Annotated in this window: 9 protein-coding genes; 7 read left to right on the top strand and 2 right to left on the bottom strand. The window is 62.5% G+C overall.

The features are described 5' to 3' along the window. Positions 1 to 6: 6 nt before the first annotated feature. Positions 7 to 1,413: an efflux transporter outer membrane subunit gene (locus ACIPL0_RS12855; RefSeq protein WP_400597019.1), complete on the top strand. Its 1,407-nt coding sequence runs from the start codon at positions 7 to 9 to the stop codon at positions 1,411 to 1,413. Positions 1,414 to 1,676: 263 nt separating this feature from the next. Beyond that, on the top strand, positions 1,677 to 2,138 hold the full coding sequence (locus ACIPL0_RS12850) for an REP-associated tyrosine transposase (RefSeq protein ID WP_400597018.1): 462 nt from the start codon (positions 1,677 to 1,679) through the stop codon (positions 2,136 to 2,138). A 271-nt stretch (positions 2,139 to 2,409) separates the two neighbouring features. On the opposite strand, the gene ACIPL0_RS12845 is transcribed toward ACIPL0_RS12850, so the two are convergent. Both ACIPL0_RS12845 and ACIPL0_RS12840 read right to left on the bottom strand, forming a co-directional pair. Then, positions 2,410 to 4,563, bottom strand: a complete 2,154-nt coding sequence (locus ACIPL0_RS12845) for a TonB-dependent siderophore receptor (RefSeq protein WP_400597017.1) — start codon at positions 4,561 to 4,563, stop codon at positions 2,410 to 2,412. Positions 4,564 to 4,832: 269 nt separating this feature from the next. Then, complete coding sequence (locus tag ACIPL0_RS12840; RefSeq protein WP_400597016.1) at positions 4,833 to 6,458, bottom strand: PvdJ/PvdD/PvdP-like protein; 1,626 nt, start codon at positions 6,456 to 6,458, stop codon at positions 4,833 to 4,835. Positions 6,459 to 6,834: 376 nt separating this feature from the next. On the opposite strand from ACIPL0_RS12840, the gene pvdM reads away from it, so the two are divergent. The 5 genes from pvdM (at position 6,835) to ACIPL0_RS12815 (ending at position 16,178) form a co-directional block, all read left to right on the top strand. After that, a complete protein-coding gene (gene pvdM, locus ACIPL0_RS12835) occupies positions 6,835 to 8,208 on the top strand; it encodes a pyoverdine-tailoring dipeptidase-like protein PvdM (protein ID WP_400597015.1) in 1,374 nt (457 codons plus the stop codon). Positions 8,209 to 8,239: 31 nt separating this feature from the next. Further along, the gene (locus tag ACIPL0_RS12830; protein ID WP_400597014.1) at positions 8,240 to 9,535 is read left to right on the top strand and encodes an aminotransferase class V-fold PLP-dependent enzyme; all 1,296 of its coding nucleotides are present in this window, start codon (positions 8,240 to 8,242) and stop codon (positions 9,533 to 9,535) included. Positions 9,536 to 9,560: 25 nt separating this feature from the next. Beyond that, on the top strand, positions 9,561 to 10,448 hold the full coding sequence (locus ACIPL0_RS12825; RefSeq protein WP_400597013.1) for a formylglycine-generating enzyme family protein: 888 nt from the start codon (positions 9,561 to 9,563) through the stop codon (positions 10,446 to 10,448). 499 nt (positions 10,449 to 10,947) lie between these two features. Further along, on the top strand, positions 10,948 to 12,597 hold the full coding sequence (locus ACIPL0_RS12820; RefSeq protein ID WP_400597012.1) for a cyclic peptide export ABC transporter: 1,650 nt from the start codon (positions 10,948 to 10,950) through the stop codon (positions 12,595 to 12,597). Between the two features lie 236 nt (positions 12,598 to 12,833). Next, entirely contained in the window at positions 12,834 to 16,178 is a 3,345-nt protein-coding gene (locus ACIPL0_RS12815; RefSeq protein ID WP_400597011.1) for an amino acid adenylation domain-containing protein, read from the top strand. The last annotated feature ends 424 nt before the right edge of the window (positions 16,179 to 16,602 follow it).

The raw sequence follows: 16,602 nt of genomic DNA, 5'->3' as shown, positions 1-16,602 counted from the left end.
TCGTCGATGAAGCCCACCCTCAGCCTGCTCACCCTCTGCCTGCTGCTCACCGCCTGCAATTCACCCGCGCCACGCCCCGACAGCGGCATCGTCGCCCCTGCCACGTGGCAGTCGGCGCTGGCCACGCAGACCGTTCAGGACAACCGTCAGTGGTGGACGCGCTTTGCCGATCCGCAACTCGACGCGCTGATCGAACAGGCGCGACTGGGCAGCCATGACCTCGCCGCCGCCGTCGCCCGGGTGCGTCAGGCCCGCGCGGCCGTGACCGTGGCCGGCGGGCCGCTGCTGCCGGAGGTACAGGCTGCCGGCAATGCCAGCCGCGAAAAACTGCTGCGCGGCAGCGGCTACACACAACTGGACGCCGACAGCGACAACAAGGCCGTGGACTATTTCGACGCCAGCCTGACCGCCAGCTACGAAGTGGATTTCTGGGGCGGTCGCGCGGCGGCCTACAACAGCGCGCGGGAAAGCCTGCGCGCTTCGGAGTTCGATCAGGCCACGGTGGAGTTGACCCTGCTCAGCGCGGTCGCCAGCAGCTATGTGCAGGTGCTGGCATTGCAGGAGCAAAGCCGGATCGCCGAACTGAATCTGGCCAACGCGCAGCATGTGCTGGCGCTGGTGCAGACCCGTTTCGATGCGGGTTCGGCCACGGCGCTGGAACTGGCTCAACAGAAAAGCCTGGTCGCCAGCCAGCAACGTCAGCTGCCGCTGATTCGTCAGCAGGCGCAGGAGGCGCTGATCGGTCTGGCGTTGCTGCTGGGTCAACCGGTGCAGCAGGTGAAGATCGACCGCGATGGCTTCGACCGTCTGCACTGGCCGCAGATCGGCAGCGGCGTGCCCAGCGAGCTGCTCAGCCGACGTCCGGACATCGCCCGCGCCGAAGCGCAACTGGCCGCGGCCGACGCCGACGTCAAAGTCGCCCGCGCGGCGATGCTGCCGACGCTAACCCTCAGCGTCAGACTGGGCTCCGGCGCCGACACGGCCAGCGACACCCTGCGCAGCCCGTTCTACAACCTCACCGCCGGGCTGGTCGCGCCGATCTTCAACAACGGCCGCCTGGGCGCCGAACGCGATCGCGCCAGAGGCCGTCAGGAAGAGCTGCTGAGCACCTATCGCGGCGCCATCGTCAGCGGTTTCGCTGACGTCGAAAAAGCCCTCAACGGTATTGACGGCATCGACCATCAACGGCAGTGGCAGGACGAAGAACTGCAACAGGCCCAACGCGCCTTCGACATCGCCGAAAGCCGCTACCGCGCCGGCGCCGAAGACCTGCTCACCGTGCTGGAAACCCAGCGCACGCTGTATGCGGCGCAGGATCTGAACGTGCAATTGCGACTGGCTCGGTTGCAGGCGAGTGTGGCGTTGTACAAGGCGTTGGGGGGTGGGTGGCAGATCGATGCGCCTGTTCGTTAACACCTCCGCCCTGCCGAAAAGCGGCCTGTCTGTAGGAGCTGGCTTGCCCTGCGAGCGGCTGCGAAGCAGTCGTAAATCCATACGCATTGGGAGTGTCAGACATACCGCGTGCACAGGTTTTACGACGGGTTCCCCGCCGCTCGCAGGACAAGCCAGCTCCTACACATAACGCGGTGTTCTTACACGCCTTGTAAAACTCCAGACTGATTCATCACGACCCCAGCTCCTAACGTTGTTCATTCATAGACAAATGAGGAATCGGGATGTCGGGAATATCCGCGTTAAGCCACCACCTGCGTGAAGGCCGCTTCTCTGAATCTGGCCGTATCTACCTGCTGACCAGCGTCACACTGAATCGCCAGCCATTCTTCTCGGATTGGCGAATGGGTCGGCTGGTGGTCCAGACCTTTCGCCTCGCCGAGGAGGAAGTCGCTGCCCGATCACTGGCCTGGGTGGTCATGCCGGATCACTTTCATTGGCTGATCGAACTGCAGAACACCTCGCTGCCAGTGCTGATGTGCCGAGCAAAATCACGCAGCGTGCGCTCGGTCAATGCGGCGATGGGGAATCAGAGCCGACTGTGGCAGCGCGGCTATCACGACCGGGCGATTCGGAAGGAAGAAGATTTGCAGGCGGTGGCACGGTATATCGTCGCCAATCCGATCCGCGCAGGATTGGTCAAACGTTGCCACGATTATCCGTTGTGGGATGCGATCTGGATCTGACTGCACGCCACCATTGAACCCAACGCGGGACGTGTAGGAGCTGGCTTGCCCTGCGAGCGGCTGCGCAGCAGTCGTAAATCCATACGCATTGGGAGTGTCAGACATATCGCGTGCACAGGTTTTACGACGGGTTCCCCGCCGCTCGCAGGGCAAGCCAGCTCCTACAGAGTCATGTGCAAGACAAGCCATTCGGATGATGCCCGGATCATTAAAACCCCGCCAGGCTTACACCGGGCGGGGTTTTGCTTTGCAGCGTTATCCGGTCAACCGATCAGAACTTCCACTTGGCGTTGAGCATCAGGTTGCGCGGTTCGCCGTAGGAGCCGGAGCTGAAAGTACCCAAACCGTCGTAATACTTCTTGTCGAACACGTTGTTGAAGTTGGCGCCAACGCTCAGGTGCTCATCGACTTTGTAGTTGGCCAACAAACCCACCACGGCGAACGGATCCTGCTTGGCCTTGGTGCCGGTATCAAAGTTGGTGGCGTAGATTTCGCTTTGCCAGATCACGTTACCGCCAATCGTCAGGCGGTTCCAGGCGCCCGGCAGGCGATAGGTGGTGCCCAGCTTGAACAGGTTCATCGCCTGGTTGGCCTCTACGCGATTACCATCTTTGTCGTGGGATTCGCGGTAGGTATAGCCACCGAGCACATTCCAGCCTTCGAGCACTTCACCGGAAACCTCAGTCTCGACACCCTTGGTACTGGTACCACTGATCGCGCGATAGGCTTCGCGACCAGAGCCGTCATCCGGCAGCAACTCCGGGGTGTTTTTCTGCTCGACGTCGAACAGTGCAATGCTGGTATTCAGCGCACCGCCGAAGAACTCGCCCTTCAAGCCGATCTCATAGTTGTCGCCTTCCAGCGGCTTCAGCGACGTTCCACTGGCTGTCTTGTAGAAAGTCTGTGGCAGGAAGATATCGGTATAGCTGGCGTAGACCGAGAAGTTATCGTTGATGTCATAGATGATCCCCGCATATGGAGTCACCACACCCGTCTTCTTGGTGTTATCAGTGGATTCGCTATAGGGTTCATCGTCTGTCGCAAAGCTGCTGCTGAAATCCTTCTGTTTCCAGTTGCTCAGTCGTGCACCAATGATGATCGACAGCGGATCGAATGGCTTGAAGTTCGCCGTGGCATAGAAACCGGTCTGAGTCAGCGTGGTGACGTTCTCACCCAGCTTGGCCAGGTGCGGCTTGCCGATTTCGTCACCATTCCAGTCGTTGATGTCCGGCACGGCCACCAGCGGCGAGAAACGATCATAAGTCGGATAGTTCAAGTGGGTATGGCTAGTGCTTGCCCCCAGCACCAGCTGATGTTCACGCCCGCCCAGCGTAAACGGGCCGGTGGCGTAGACATCGAGAGTGTCCTGGTCCTGGTAGCTGTCCAGACGGTTGACGAACATCGATACACCACTGCCATCCGGATTCACCGCACCGGCACTCGCGGAACCTACCGTCGCCCGGCGATACGAGTACTGGTGGGTGTAGGCGGCCTTCAGACTCCAGTCATTGGCCAGCTTGTGCTCCAGCATGGTGGTGAAGTCATAGCCGGTGTTGTCCATGTAGCTCCAGCGCGCAGCCGGGTTAAATGAACGGGAGAAATGTGCCTGTGAACCGTCGCTGTTGAACAGCGGGATATGACCGAAGCTTGCACCATCCGAGTCGTTGTTCTGATAACCCAGATTGAAACGCAGGAGCGTGTCTTCGCTCAGATCGACATCAAGGGCACCGTACAGAACCTTCTTCTCGGTCTTGTACCAATCGACGAACGAGTTGGATTTCTCATAGGCGCCGACCACACGACCACGAATGGTGCCTTCGGAGTTGAGTGGACCGGAGACATCGGCCTCGGTGCGGTACTTGTCCCAGGCACCCGCCTCGCCGGATACATAACCCTGAAACTCTCGTGTCGGGCGTTTGCGCACCAGGTTGATGGTCGCCGAAGGCGTACCGGCGCCGCTCATCAGGCCGGTTGCACCGCGTACGACTTCCAGCCGGTCATAGATGGCCAGATCCTGCAGCGTGCTGACGTACTGCTGGGATTCGTTGGCCACCTGCGACGGAATGCCGTCATACATGAAGTTCTGAATCTGGAAGCCGCGGGAGTACAGGGTGAAGCGATCGCTGTCGCGGTGGTTGCTACTGATCCCTGGCGTCAGCAACAGAGCATCATTGATCGTGTTGAGGTTCTGATCATCCATGAACTGCCGGGTGATCACCGTCACCGACTGCGGCGTCTCACGCAGCGACAGCGGCAACTTGGTCGCGGTCGAGGTCGCGCCGGTGGTGTAGGAGCCGGTGTTCTCGGTGGTCAGCCCCAGGCCCTGGCTGTTGATGTTGGTGGCGTCCAGTTGCAGTGCCGAGCCGTTGCCGGTCTTGGCCGCTTCCTCCGCGAATGCCGAACCCGAATACAGGGCGATGCCCACGGGAGCCGCCACGGCCGCGCCAAGCGCGATGGAACGAACAGCACGCGGCAAAGCCTGCAGCGCAAAGACCCTGGTAGGGGAAGAGCGAAACGCGGTGGACATCGTGAATGATCCTTTTGATATGAAGTGATGGTCGGCGTCTTTTCGCGCCTCTGGTAACTGAGACGGATCACAAATAAAAACCAGACGCATTTGCGTGAAAAATGCTGCAAATGTCGTCCGGTGTCGGTTCATGTCCCTCTCTTTTTGTCCATGCATGCGGCTCGCTCTCAGGCCCAGGGCACCGCATTGCGCAGGTGGCGCGCGTACCACGGGCGACGTGGCACGCGCTTGAACAGCCCGGCGATCTTGTCTTCGTCCTCGAAGGTGATGCGCAGGGCCAGCTTCATGGTTTCCGGGTCCATCTCCATCGTCTTGCCCGGCAACACACCGGGCGTGGTGCTGCAACCGTGGGTCAGCGGCCCCAGCCACGGGTCGGCCACTTCGACCCAACGCCCCGGCGCAAACCACGGCACGCCACCCAGCGGCTGACGCAGCAGTTCGCCGGGATGGAAACGTTCGTGGGCGCGGAACCAGTCTTCGAGGCGGTCATCGATCCAGCCGTGGAAGTGCCAGAACACCGGGTTGACGTGGGAGGAAAACGGATCGCCGAGAAAGTCGTTTTCCGGCGCGAACCAGCGCGCGGCGAAGTCCGCCGGATCGCGGGCCATCGGCACCGCGCCGCCGTTGGACGGGTCTCGCGGCACCGAGGCCCAGCGCATGTGCAGCCAGTCGTGCAGGCCCAGTTCGATTTCCGAACCGAACTGGCCGAGGGTCAGCGTCGACAGGTAACGCGGGTCGCGATAGCGCGATTCCCACACCTGAAAATTGCTGTGAAAGGTCTCGGCATTCTTGATGTCGCTGACCCACTGGGTGTACTCGTCATCGTCGTGGGCCAGCCAGGTCGGCGGAATCGAGTAGCCATCGTGGTTATCGAAATAACGGGCGAAGCCCTGGCGGTCGCGCTCCAGTTCCGGCTGCGGCAGCGGAAAGTGCTGCCACGACGGCAGGTCCTGCAGGGCGCGGGCGCTCTTGAGCATGTTGCGGTGCATATAGAAGAAGTCGACGCCAGAGCCATTGCGGTCCTTGCGATCACCACGGGCATCGCGCTCCATGTCGCGCGGGCCGGGCTGCCAGCCAATGCCGCGCAGGGCGTCGCGTTTTTTCTCGGAAAGCTTGTGCCACTTGTCCCGCGAGGCATGCCAGAGCTGGTGAACCAGGCGGTGTTCCGGGGCGACCAGCCAGGCCAGCAGCGGTTCATTGAGGCCGATGCGCTGACGGGCTTCGGGAAACAGGCGCTTGACCGCGACAAAGCGATTGTCACGCAACGGCAGGCCAGCGGCGCGATCAAGGCGGGTGACACGACCGCTGAGGGTGGCGCTGCCGGCATTGCCGAAATCGGCCCAGACTTCGTCGAGGGTCACTTCCAGTTCGTAACCGCCATGACGGTCCGCGCTTGAGGTGTCGAACAGGCGCCAGTGCAGCAGCGCGGGGTCGGCTTCGGCCAAATCGCCAACCACCTGATAACGCGGCGTTTCAGGCGAACGCAGGCGCTCGCCGCTGTCGAGGAAACCGCGCACGCCACGGCCGCGCTGGGCGATGTCGATGAACATTTCCAGGCCGCGCTTCGGCAAGCCGTCGAGGCCGGCATCGGCGCCTTCGAACCGGATGTCCCAGACCCCGCGCAAGGTGTCGGCCAGTTGCCGCCCCTTGGTGTCGGGCAGCTCGACTTTGGCCTCCTCGGGCGTGATCGGGAATTCCGGGCGGGTCAACTCACGGTGCGCGTAATACACCGCCGGCACCGCAGCGCCGGTGAGCGCCAGACCGGCGATGAACCCTCGTCGAGAAATCGTCATTGCTCTACCTGTTTCCAGCCCGGAAGCGGGCCTTATCCCAGCTAGAACGTTCATCGCCGCGGCAAATTTAACGAGATGGATACACAGGCTCGCTGCTGCCCCCTGTAGGAGCTGGCTTGTCCTGCGACCTGCCGGGAGCCGGCAGCAAATCCGGTAAACGGGGTGCATCTGAAACACCGTGCGAGCAGGTTTTACGACTGCTTCGCAGCCGGTCGCAGGACAAGCCAGCTCCTACAGGTCGGCGTTGAATGTTCCGGTTTGCCATTGCCTAAATTTGCCGGGCCTGCGCTCGTTCTTCCCAGATAGCCAAGCGCACCGCCCGATCCGGCGATGCGTCCGCTGCCCGATCTGAACGGCGAATCTGACTGAGATGGCAATGACTACACCGCGTTCGAAAAAAGTCCTGTACCTCGGCCTGCCACTGGCCGTCGCGATTGTTGCCGGCGCCGGTTGGCAGGCCTGGGACCTGTGGTTCAAGGACGGCCCCGGCTACCCGCTGAAGGTGATGCAACAGGCTGACGAGTTGCAGGAGCGGATCATTTCCTTCGACAGCCACATCACCGTGCCGCTGGAATTCGGCACCGCCGGTAACGAAGCCGACAAGGACGGCGAAAGCCAGTGGGATCTGGTCAAGGCCGGGCGCGGGCGCTTGTCCGCCGCCGCCCTGACCGTGTTCGGCTGGCCGGAAATCTGGAACGGCCCCGACGCGCCACACAAGCCCACCGCCGGGTTCGTCGAGGAGGCGCGCAACCAGCAGGAGGTCCGCTACAAGATCATCAAGGGCATCGTCCGCGACTTCCCCAATCAGGTCGGTATCGCCTACTCCCCCGACGACATGCGCCGCCTGCACGGCGAAGGCAAGTTCGCGATCTTCATCAGCATGCTCAACGCCTACCCGCTGGGCAACGACCTGACCCAACTCGACACCTGGACCGCGCGCGGCATGCGCATGTTCGGTTTCAGCTACATCGGCAACAACAGCTGGGCCGACTCGTCGCGGCCACTGCCGTTCTTCAACGACTCGCCGGACGCCCTCGACGGCCTGTCCGACATCGGCAAACAGGCGGTACACAGGCTCAACGACCTGGGCGTGATCATCGACGTGTCGCAGATGTCGACCAAGGCCCTGGAGCAGGTCGCGCAGTTGAGCCGCACACCGCTGGTGGCCTCGCACTCGGCGCCGCGGGCGATGGTCGACATCCCGCGCAACCTCAGCGACAAGGAATTGCAACTGATCAAGCACAGCGGCGGCGTGGTGCAAATCGTCGGTTTTGGCGGCTACCTGAAACCGTTGAGTCAGCGCACCCAAGGCAAGCTCAACGACCTGCGTGCGAAATTCGACCTGCCGCCGCTGCCCAACCTGGCGATGGCGCTGATGCCGGGCGACCCGATCATTGCCGCCTGGCCGGAGAAGAAATTCGGCGAATACGCCAGCCAGCTCTACGCCATCCTCGACGAAGAACCCAAGGCCACGCTCAAGGACCTGGGTGACGCCATCGACTACACGGTGCGCAAGATCGGCATCGACCACGTCGGCATCAGTTCGGACTTCAACGAAGGCGGCGGCCTGAAAGGCTGGAAGGATGTCAGCGAGGTGCGCAACGTCACCGCCGAACTGCTCCAGCGTGGCTACTCGGAAGCCGACATTGCCAAGCTGTGGGGCGGCAATTTCCTGCGTGTCTGGGACGACGTGCAGAAAGCGGCCAAGCCTGCCGCCCCCCAAACGACCACGCCCGTCGTCAACCGTTAATTCCACTTTTTCCTGCCGGATGAATCGTCCCATGACCGACCGCAGAACCTTTCTCAAGCAGGCAGGCCTGCTCGCCGCCGCCCTACCCCTCGGCGCTGGCCTGAACCACAGCGCCTTTGCTGCCGACAGCAGTGCCAAGGCTGCGCCGGTCACTTCCGCTGACAAGTGGCTGCAACTGCGCCAGCAGTTTCTGCTCGACCCGGACTACATCCATTTCTCCAATTTTCTGGTCACCGCACACCCGCAAGTCGTGCGCGAGGCGATCACCCGACACCGCGCCTGGCTCGACCGCAATCCCGGCCTGGCGATGGACTGGGACCGCGAGGAAACCTGGCAACACGAAGGCGAAGTGCGCGAGCAGGCCGGTCGTTACTTGCAGGTCAAGCCGGGGCAGATCGCCCTCACCGGCAGCACCACCCAAGGCCTGTCGCTGATCTACGGCGGCGTGCATGTGCGCCCGGACCAGGAAATCCTCACCACCGAGCACGAGCATTTCTCCACCCACAGCATCCTTGAGTTCCGCACCCGCAAGCAGGGCACCCAGGTACGGCAGATCCGCCTGTTCAAGGAGCCACAGCAAGTGTCCACCGACGAAGTGCTGGGCAATATCGCCCGCAACATCCGCCCCAACACCCGCGTGCTGGGCATGACCTGGGTGCAATCGGGCAGCGGCGTGAAACTGCCGGTCGGCGAGATCGGCAAGCTGGTGCAGGAGCACAACCGCAACCGCGACGAGAAAGACCGGATCATCTACGTGATCGACGGCGTACATGGCTTCGGCGTGGAGAACGCCAACTTCGCCGACTTCCACTGCGACTACTTCATCGCCGGCACCCATAAATGGCTGTTCGGCCCACGCGGCACCGGCATCGTCTGTGCACGCAGCGAAAAGGTCGAGGACCTGACGCCCAACGAGCCGACCTTCTCCCAGGACGACAACTTCGCCACCAGCATGTCCCCCGGCGGCTACCACGCCTTTGAACACCGCTGGGCACTGAACGAGGCCTTCAAGCTGCACATGGCACTGGGCAAGGCCGATGTGCAGTCGCGCATCCACGAACTGAACAGCTACCTGAAAGCGCGCTTGCAGGAGCACCGCCAGATCGAGCTGGTGACGCCGCTGAGTCCTGAGTACTCCGCCGGTTTCACCTTCTTCCGCGTGCGCGATCGCGACAGCGACGAAGTGGCCGCGCACCTGATGAAAAACAAGGTCATCACCGACGCCGTCGACCGCGACGTCGGCCCGGTGATCCGCACCGCTCCGGGCCTGCTCAACAACGAGCAGGAGGTCGACCGTTTTATGGCTCTGCTGAGCCAGTCGTTTTAATGAAGTCGAAGTGCTGAGAGGACCTATGACGCTCAAACTGCTGACCGGCCTGACCCTGGCCGTCCTGATCAACCTGCTGCCGGGCCTGGCGCAAGCGGCCAAACACGACGCCCACGCCAGCCATGCGGCCGAACATCCGGGTCTGGTGTTCAAGGACTGCAAGGATTGCCCGGAGATGGTCGTGCTGCCTGAGGGCAAATTCATGATGGGCACGCCGGACGATGAGGTCGGTCGCCAGCAGGACGAAGGGCCGATACATGAAGTGACCTTCGCCAAACCGTTCGCCATCAGCCGTTTCTATGTCACCGACCGGGAATGGAAGGTGTACCTCAAGGCCACCGGCTACAAGATGCCTGACGGCGACACCCGCCCCGGCCGCGAGTGCATTGCCGGGGCGCCGCGCTACCCGGTCGGCCCGACGCAGCCGGCGGTGTGCATGGACATGGCCGAGGTGCAGGCTTACATCGCCTGGCTGTCGAAGCGGACCCACCAGCACTACCACATGATGACCGAGGCGATCCGCGAATACGCCGCCCGCGCCGGCAGCACAGGGCCGTTCCCCTTCCCGTTCGATGAAGGCAAGACCTACAGCATCGCCCAGCACGCCAACACCTACGGCCCGGAAGACGGTTACAGCTACACCAACCCGATGGGCGCCTTCCCGGCCAACGCTTTTGGTGTCTATGACATGAACGGCAACGTCTCGGAGTTCCTCGAAGACTGCGCCCACGACAACTACGTGGGAGCGCCGACCGACGGCAGCGCCTGGACCGAGCCGAACTGCCAGTTGCAACAGATGCGCGGCAACGACTGGACCGAAGCGCCGATCTGGTCGCGCTCCGGCAACCGCAACAACATCTACGCCACGGATCGTGGTGACTGGCTGGGCTTTCGCGTGGTGCGGGATCTCTGATCCGTGAACACCCGTTGTAGACGCTGGCTTGTCTGTAGGAGCTGGCTTGTCCTGCGACCGGCGACGCAGTCGTCGTAAAACCTGCACATGCGGTCTGTCTGACCCACCGTGTTCACCGATTTTACGACGGGTTCCCCGCCGGTCGCAGGACAAGCCAGCTCCTACAGGGATAGCGTTCGTCGCAGCTGCGGCTTCTGGCCGAAGGCCGTAGGTGTGCCAGCGGGATTGCGATGGTCGCAAGCCGATGCTGCTGCTTCTGGCCGAAGGCCGTGGGAGGGAGCCCTGCTCGCGAAGGCGTCGGGTCAGACACATTGATATCGGTCGGCACACCTTTGTCGCGGGCAAGCGCGCTCCTGCGGCCAGCATCACAACCGCGTTCTGCCCTAAATCCCCACCCACTCGACTCGTCTTCCTACCAACGATTCGCCGACCGCGAATCCGCAACACCCATTCGCCATCAGCACGTCGCCCGATCCCGCGCCGCGACGGAGGTAGTTTCATGACCGCAAAACCGCGTAGCGCCCTTCGCGACATCCTCAGCCTGCTCAAGCCGTACCGCTACATCGTCGGCGGGTCCATTCTGTTCGGCATTGTCGGCGGCCTGAGCGTCACCGCGCTGCTGGCGACGGTCAACAGCGGCCTGCACAGCGCCGACGGCCTCAACCGCGCGGTGGTGCTGGCCTTCGCCGGGCTGTGCCTGCTGGCCCTGCTGAGCAGCATCGCCGCCGACATCGGCAGCAACTACGTCGGCCAGAAAGTCATCGCCAGCCTGCGCAAGGACCTCGGCGCCAAAGTGCTCGGCGCCCCCATCGAACAGATCGAGCGCTACCGCACCCACCGCCTGATCCCGGTGCTGACCCACGACGTCGACACCATCAGCGACTTCGCCTTCGCCTTTGCGCCGCTGGCGATTTCCATGACCGTGATCCTCGGCTGCCTGGGCTATCTGGCGACCCTGTCGCTGCCGATCTTCGCCATGACCCTGATCGCCATCGGCATCGGCTCGGCGGTGCAATACGTCGCCCAGGGCAAGGGCATCCAGGGTTTCTACGCCGCCCGTGACGCCGAAGACAGCCTGCAAAAGCACTATCAGGCCATCGCCGAGGGCGCCAAGGAACTGCGCATTCACCGCCCGCGCCGCCACACCATGCTGACCCGCAACATCCAGGGCACTGCCGACCATATCTGCGACACCCACGTGCGTTCGATCACCATTTTCGTCATGGCGAAAAGCTTCGGCTCGATGCTGTTTTTCGTGGTCATCGGCCTGGCCCTGGCCCTGCAAGCCTTCTGGCCGGCGGCCAACCCGGCGGTGATGAGCGGCTTCGTGCTGGTGCTGCTGTACATGAAGGGCCCGCTGGAAAACCTGCTGTCCAACCTGCCGATCATCAGCCGCGCGCAGATCGCCTTCCGCCGCATCGCCGATCTGGCCGAGCGCTTTTCTTCGCCGGAGCCGCACCTGCTGCTGACCCACGCCGAACACCACGTGCCGGCCATGCACGGCCTGGAACTGCGCAACGTGCAATACGCCTTCCCGCCGGTGCCGGGCAGCGAACCGTTCAAACTGGGGCCGGTAAACCTGAGCATCGAGCCGGGGGAAATCCTGTTCATCGTCGGCGAGAACGGCTGCGGCAAGACCACCCTGATCAAGCTGCTGCTGGGCCTGTACACCCCGCAACAGGGCGAAATCCGCCTCAACGGCCAGACCGTCGATGCCCGTGGCCTGGACGATTACCGGCAGATGTTCACCACCATCTTTGCCGACTACTACCTGTTCGACGACCTGCCGGAACAGGAAAAGGCCCTGCCGGAAAACGTCGGCCAGTACCTGGAACGCATGGAACTGGCGCACAAGGTCAGCGTGGTCGACGGCGCCTTCACCACCACTGACCTGTCTACCGGCCAGCGCAAGCGTCTGGCCCTGATCAACGCCTGGCTGGACGAACGCCCGGTGCTGGTGTTCGACGAATGGGCCGCCGACCAGGACCCGACCTTCCGCCGCGTCTTCTACACCGAACTGCTGCCGGACCTGAAACGCCTGGGCAAGACCATCATCGTCATCTCCCACGATGACCGCTATTTCGATGTTGCCGACCAGTTGGTGCGCTTGAGTGCCGGACAGGTGATGATCGAGCGGGCTTGCGCTTGAATCTGCATTCCGGTTGATATGACGCGGGACCAATGTGGGAGCGAATTCATTCGCGATGCGGCGTTTTGGACGACAAATCTGTGTCTGCTGAAATGCCGTCTCGCGAATGAATTCGCTCCCACAAGGTCAATTCGCGAACGACCGAACCACACGCTTATTCCCCGCTAAATCTCCCTCGCCGCCTTTCGTTCTCCTAACAACGCTTATTCACCCCGCGCACGGCGACGAGACCGATCATGACCTCTGCTAACACTTCCCTGGACGACGACCTGCTGGCCCTGCTGATAGCGGAAGAACACGACGCCGCACCGGGCATTCCCGTTCAGGCCGGATCGGGGCCAAGCGAGCTGTCGTTCGCCCAGCAACGTCTGTGGCTACTGCAGCAATTCTCCACACAAAGTTCGGCCTACAACCTGCCCAGCGCCCTGCGCCTGCACGGCAAGGTGAATGCCGAAGCGCTGGAGCAGGCGCTGCAACGGGTCATCGAGCGCCACGACATCCTGCGTACCCGCTTCGGTGAAAATGCCGGGATCGCTTTTCAGCAGGTCGACACTGAGGCACGCATTCACTTGGGTCGCGAAGACCTCGGCGCGCTGCCGGAATCAACGCGCAATCAAATCCTGCAGCAACGGGTGGCTGCCGAATCCGCCCACGCCTTCGACCTGACTCTGGCGCCATTGATACGCGCCACGCTGATCAGCCTGGCCGCCGACGAGCACGTCCTGCTGCTGAACATGCACCACATCGTCTCGGATGCCTGGTCCAACCCGATTCTGCTGGGCGACCTGAATCGCGCCTATCAGGCTGCAATCAACGGCGACCACTCGCCCCTGCCGCGCCCGGCGATTCAGTACGCCGACTACGCCCACTGGCAGCGCCAGACCTACATCGACAGCGGCAAACACCAGCGCGCCGCCGATTACTGGAAACAGTACCTGGGCGATGAAATCCAGCCGCTGGAACTGCCCACCGATCAGCCGCGCAGCGCCGCGTCGTTCCATGGCGCCGGCAATCATTCCATCGCCCTGCCCGAGCGCCTGACCCGACAGATTCATCAGCTGTGCAACGAGCGCGGCCTGACCCCGTTCGTGCTCCTGCTCGGTGCCTGGCAATTGCTGTTGGGGCGCTACAGCGGTCAGCGCGATTTCACCGTGGGCGTGCCCAGCGCCACTCGCAGCCAGAGCGAAACCCAAGAGCTGGTCGGCTATTTCGTCAGCAGCCTGATCTACCGCGCACAACTGGAGCCGGACCTGAGCACCAACGCCTTTCTGCAACGCCTGCGTCAACAGAGTCTGGCCGTTTTCGAGCACGGCGATTACCCGGTCGAGCTGATCATGGAGCACCTGCAACTACAACGCGGTGTTCAGGGCAATCCGCTGTTCCAGTCCCTGTTCGACTGGCACGTCAGCGGCCAGCAGCCAGGCCGCTTGCAACTGGGTGATGTGGCGCTGGAACTGCTGCCGGTCAGCCAGCAAGAAGCCAAATTCGACCTGTCGCTGGACGTCGATTACAGCCGCGAGCGAATCGCGGCCAACCTTGAATACAGCACCGCGCTGTTCAGCCAAAACACTGTCGCCCGCCTCGCTCGACACTGGCAAAACCTGGTGCAGGCACTGGTGGACAACCCGCAGAGCCGTCTCAGCGAACTGCAAATGCTGGACGCCGACGAGTATCGGCAGATCGTCCGCGACTGGAGCACCGCGACCCTCGATTACCCGAGCGAACAGCCGGCGCATCTGTTGTTTGAAGCCCAGGCGGCGCGTCAGCCGGATGCCCCCGCGTTGCTGTTCGGCGACACGGTGTTGAGCTATGGGCAGCTCAACGCTCGCGCCAATCAGTTGGCTCGCCATCTGCGTAATTTAGGTGTGGGCGCGGATGTGCTGGTCGGCATCGCCGTGGAGCGCGGGCTGGACATGATCATTGGCCTGCTGGCGGTGCTCAAAGCAGGCGGCGGCTATGTGCCGCTGGACCCGGAATATCCGCAGGACCGCCTGCAGTGCATGATCGAGGACAGCGGCACCAGGCTGTTGCTGACTCATAGCCATCTGGTCGAGCGTTTGGTGATTCCAGCCGGGGTTGCGCATTTGAGTCTGGACCAAAACACAGCCTGGTCCGGCTTGAGCGCTGACAATCTGCCAAATCAGACCGATCCACAGAACCTCTCCTATGTGATGTTCACCTCGGGTTCGACGGGGCGGCCCAAGGGCGTCGGCATCAGCCAGTTGGCGCTGACCCGCCATGCTTATGTGTCGTTGCAGTTTTTCAACATGAATGGCAGCGACCGCATCTTGCAGTTCTCGACCTTCAACTTCGACGGCTTTGTCGAGCAGCTGTATCCGGCGTTGATCTGCGGCGCTTCGGTGGTATTGCGTGGCACGGATATCTGGGACAGCGAGACGTTTTATCGCGAGCTGATCGACAAGCAAATCAGCGTCGTTGACCTGACGACGGCCTATTGGAACCTGTTGGCTCGCGATTTCGCTGCTGCCGGTCCGCGTGACTACGGGCGCCTCAAGCAAGTCCATGCCGGGGGCGAAGCCATGCCGCCGGAAGGGTTGGCGGCATGGAATCAAGCGGGTCTGGGCCATGTGCGCTTGCTCAACACCTACGGACCGACCGAGGCCACCGTCACGGTCACCGCACTGGACTGCACCGATTACGTGACCGGCGCCAAGCCAACGCCTTCAACCATGCCAATTGGCAACGTGTTGCCCGGTCGCAGCATCTACTTGCTGGACGACAGCGGCTCTCCAGCGCCGGTCGGCGTGGTGGGTGAACTGGTGATCGGCGGCGAGTTGCTGGCCCGCGGTTATTTCAATCGCCCTGACCTGAGTGCCGAACGTTTCCTGCCCGACCCGTTCAGCAGCACGGGCGGTCGTCTGTACCGCACTGGCGATCTGGCCCGTTACAACACAGACGGTGTCATTGAGTACGTTGGCCGCATCGACCATCAGGTGAAGATCCGTGGTTTCCGCATCGAACTGGGTGAGATCGAAGCTCGGCTAGCGGAGCAGGACGTGGTGCGCGACGCCCTGGTGGTCGCGCAACCGGCCACTAAAGGCCTGCAACTGGTCGCCTACGTGGTGCCAAGCGACACGTCCAAAGCCGGCGCCAACGCCGAACAACAGGCCGAACTGCGCGAAAGCATCAAGGCCCAACTGCGGGAAAACCTGCCGGACTACATGATCCCGGCCTATCTCCTGTTCCTCGACAAGATGCCACTGAGCCCCAACGGCAAGATCGACCGCAAGGCCCTGCCGAAAGCAGACGCCAGCCAGCTGCAACACGGCTACGTCGCGCCGCAAACCGAGCTGGAACAACAGCTCGCGGCGATCTGGCAGGACGTGCTGGAACTGCAGCAGGTCGGCCTCAACGATCACTTCTTCGAGCTGGGCGGGCATTCGTTGTTGGTGATGCAAGTTGTCTCCAGGGTGCAACTGGAAGCCGGCCTGCCCATGGCCCCACAGCACCTGTTCCAACACCCGACCCTCAAATCCCTGGCCGATCATTTGCAACAACACGCCAGCCCCATCGATGCCGACAAGCTGAGCACGCTGGAAGCGATGTTCGACGATCTATAACACCCCGCAATCCCTGCCGCCGCCCACGCCTCGTCGACACACGCGATCCCGTGTAGGAGCTGGCTTGCCCTGCGAGCGGCGACGAAGTCGTCGTAAAGTCGGCGAATGCGGTGTATCAGACATATCGCGTCCACAGGTTTTACGACGGGTTCCCCGCCGGTCGCAGGGCAAGCCAGCTCCTACAGGGATCGCGGCGCAGCAGCCTTTGATTCTGGCCGAAGGCCGTGGGAGGGAGCTCTGCTCGCGAAGGCGTCGGCCCGGTCAATGCTGCGCTGGCTGATACACCGCTTTCGCGAGCAGGGCTCCCTCCCACAGGTTTGTGTACCGCCAGACGGCTGCGGCAACTCCCCCGCTAAATCTCGCCCGCCACGCTTCGTTCTTTTGAGAACGCTTATTTTCTCCGTACACGGCGACGAGATCGATC

It is taken from the genome of Pseudomonas sp. NPDC090208, from assembly GCF_044746785.1.
Taxonomy (GTDB): domain Bacteria; phylum Pseudomonadota; class Gammaproteobacteria; order Pseudomonadales; family Pseudomonadaceae; genus Aquipseudomonas.
Note: the sequence above shows the minus strand (reverse complement) of the source record. Positions and strands in the feature narration are given on the sequence as shown.

Bases quoted from the DNA above. Each gene is read 5' to 3' on its own strand.
- ACIPL0_RS12820 (WP_400597012.1), top strand. From the start codon at position 10,948: ATGACCGCAAAACCGCGTAGCGCCCTTCGCGACATCCTCAGCCTGCTC.
- ACIPL0_RS12815 (WP_400597011.1), top strand. From the start codon at position 12,834: ATGACCTCTGCTAACACTTCCCTGGACGACGACCTGCTGGCCCTGCTG.
- ACIPL0_RS12825 (WP_400597013.1), top strand. From the start codon at position 9,561: ATGACGCTCAAACTGCTGACCGGCCTGACCCTGGCCGTCCTGATCAAC.
- ACIPL0_RS12855 (WP_400597019.1), top strand. From the start codon at position 7: ATGAAGCCCACCCTCAGCCTGCTCACCCTCTGCCTGCTGCTCACCGCC.
- pvdM (WP_400597015.1), top strand. From the start codon at position 6,835: ATGACTACACCGCGTTCGAAAAAAGTCCTGTACCTCGGCCTGCCACTG.
- ACIPL0_RS12840 (WP_400597016.1), bottom strand. From the start codon at position 6,458: ATGACGATTTCTCGACGAGGGTTCATCGCCGGTCTGGCGCTCACCGGC.
- ACIPL0_RS12830 (WP_400597014.1), top strand. From the start codon at position 8,240: ATGACCGACCGCAGAACCTTTCTCAAGCAGGCAGGCCTGCTCGCCGCC.
- ACIPL0_RS12850 (WP_400597018.1), top strand. From the start codon at position 1,677: ATGTCGGGAATATCCGCGTTAAGCCACCACCTGCGTGAAGGCCGCTTC.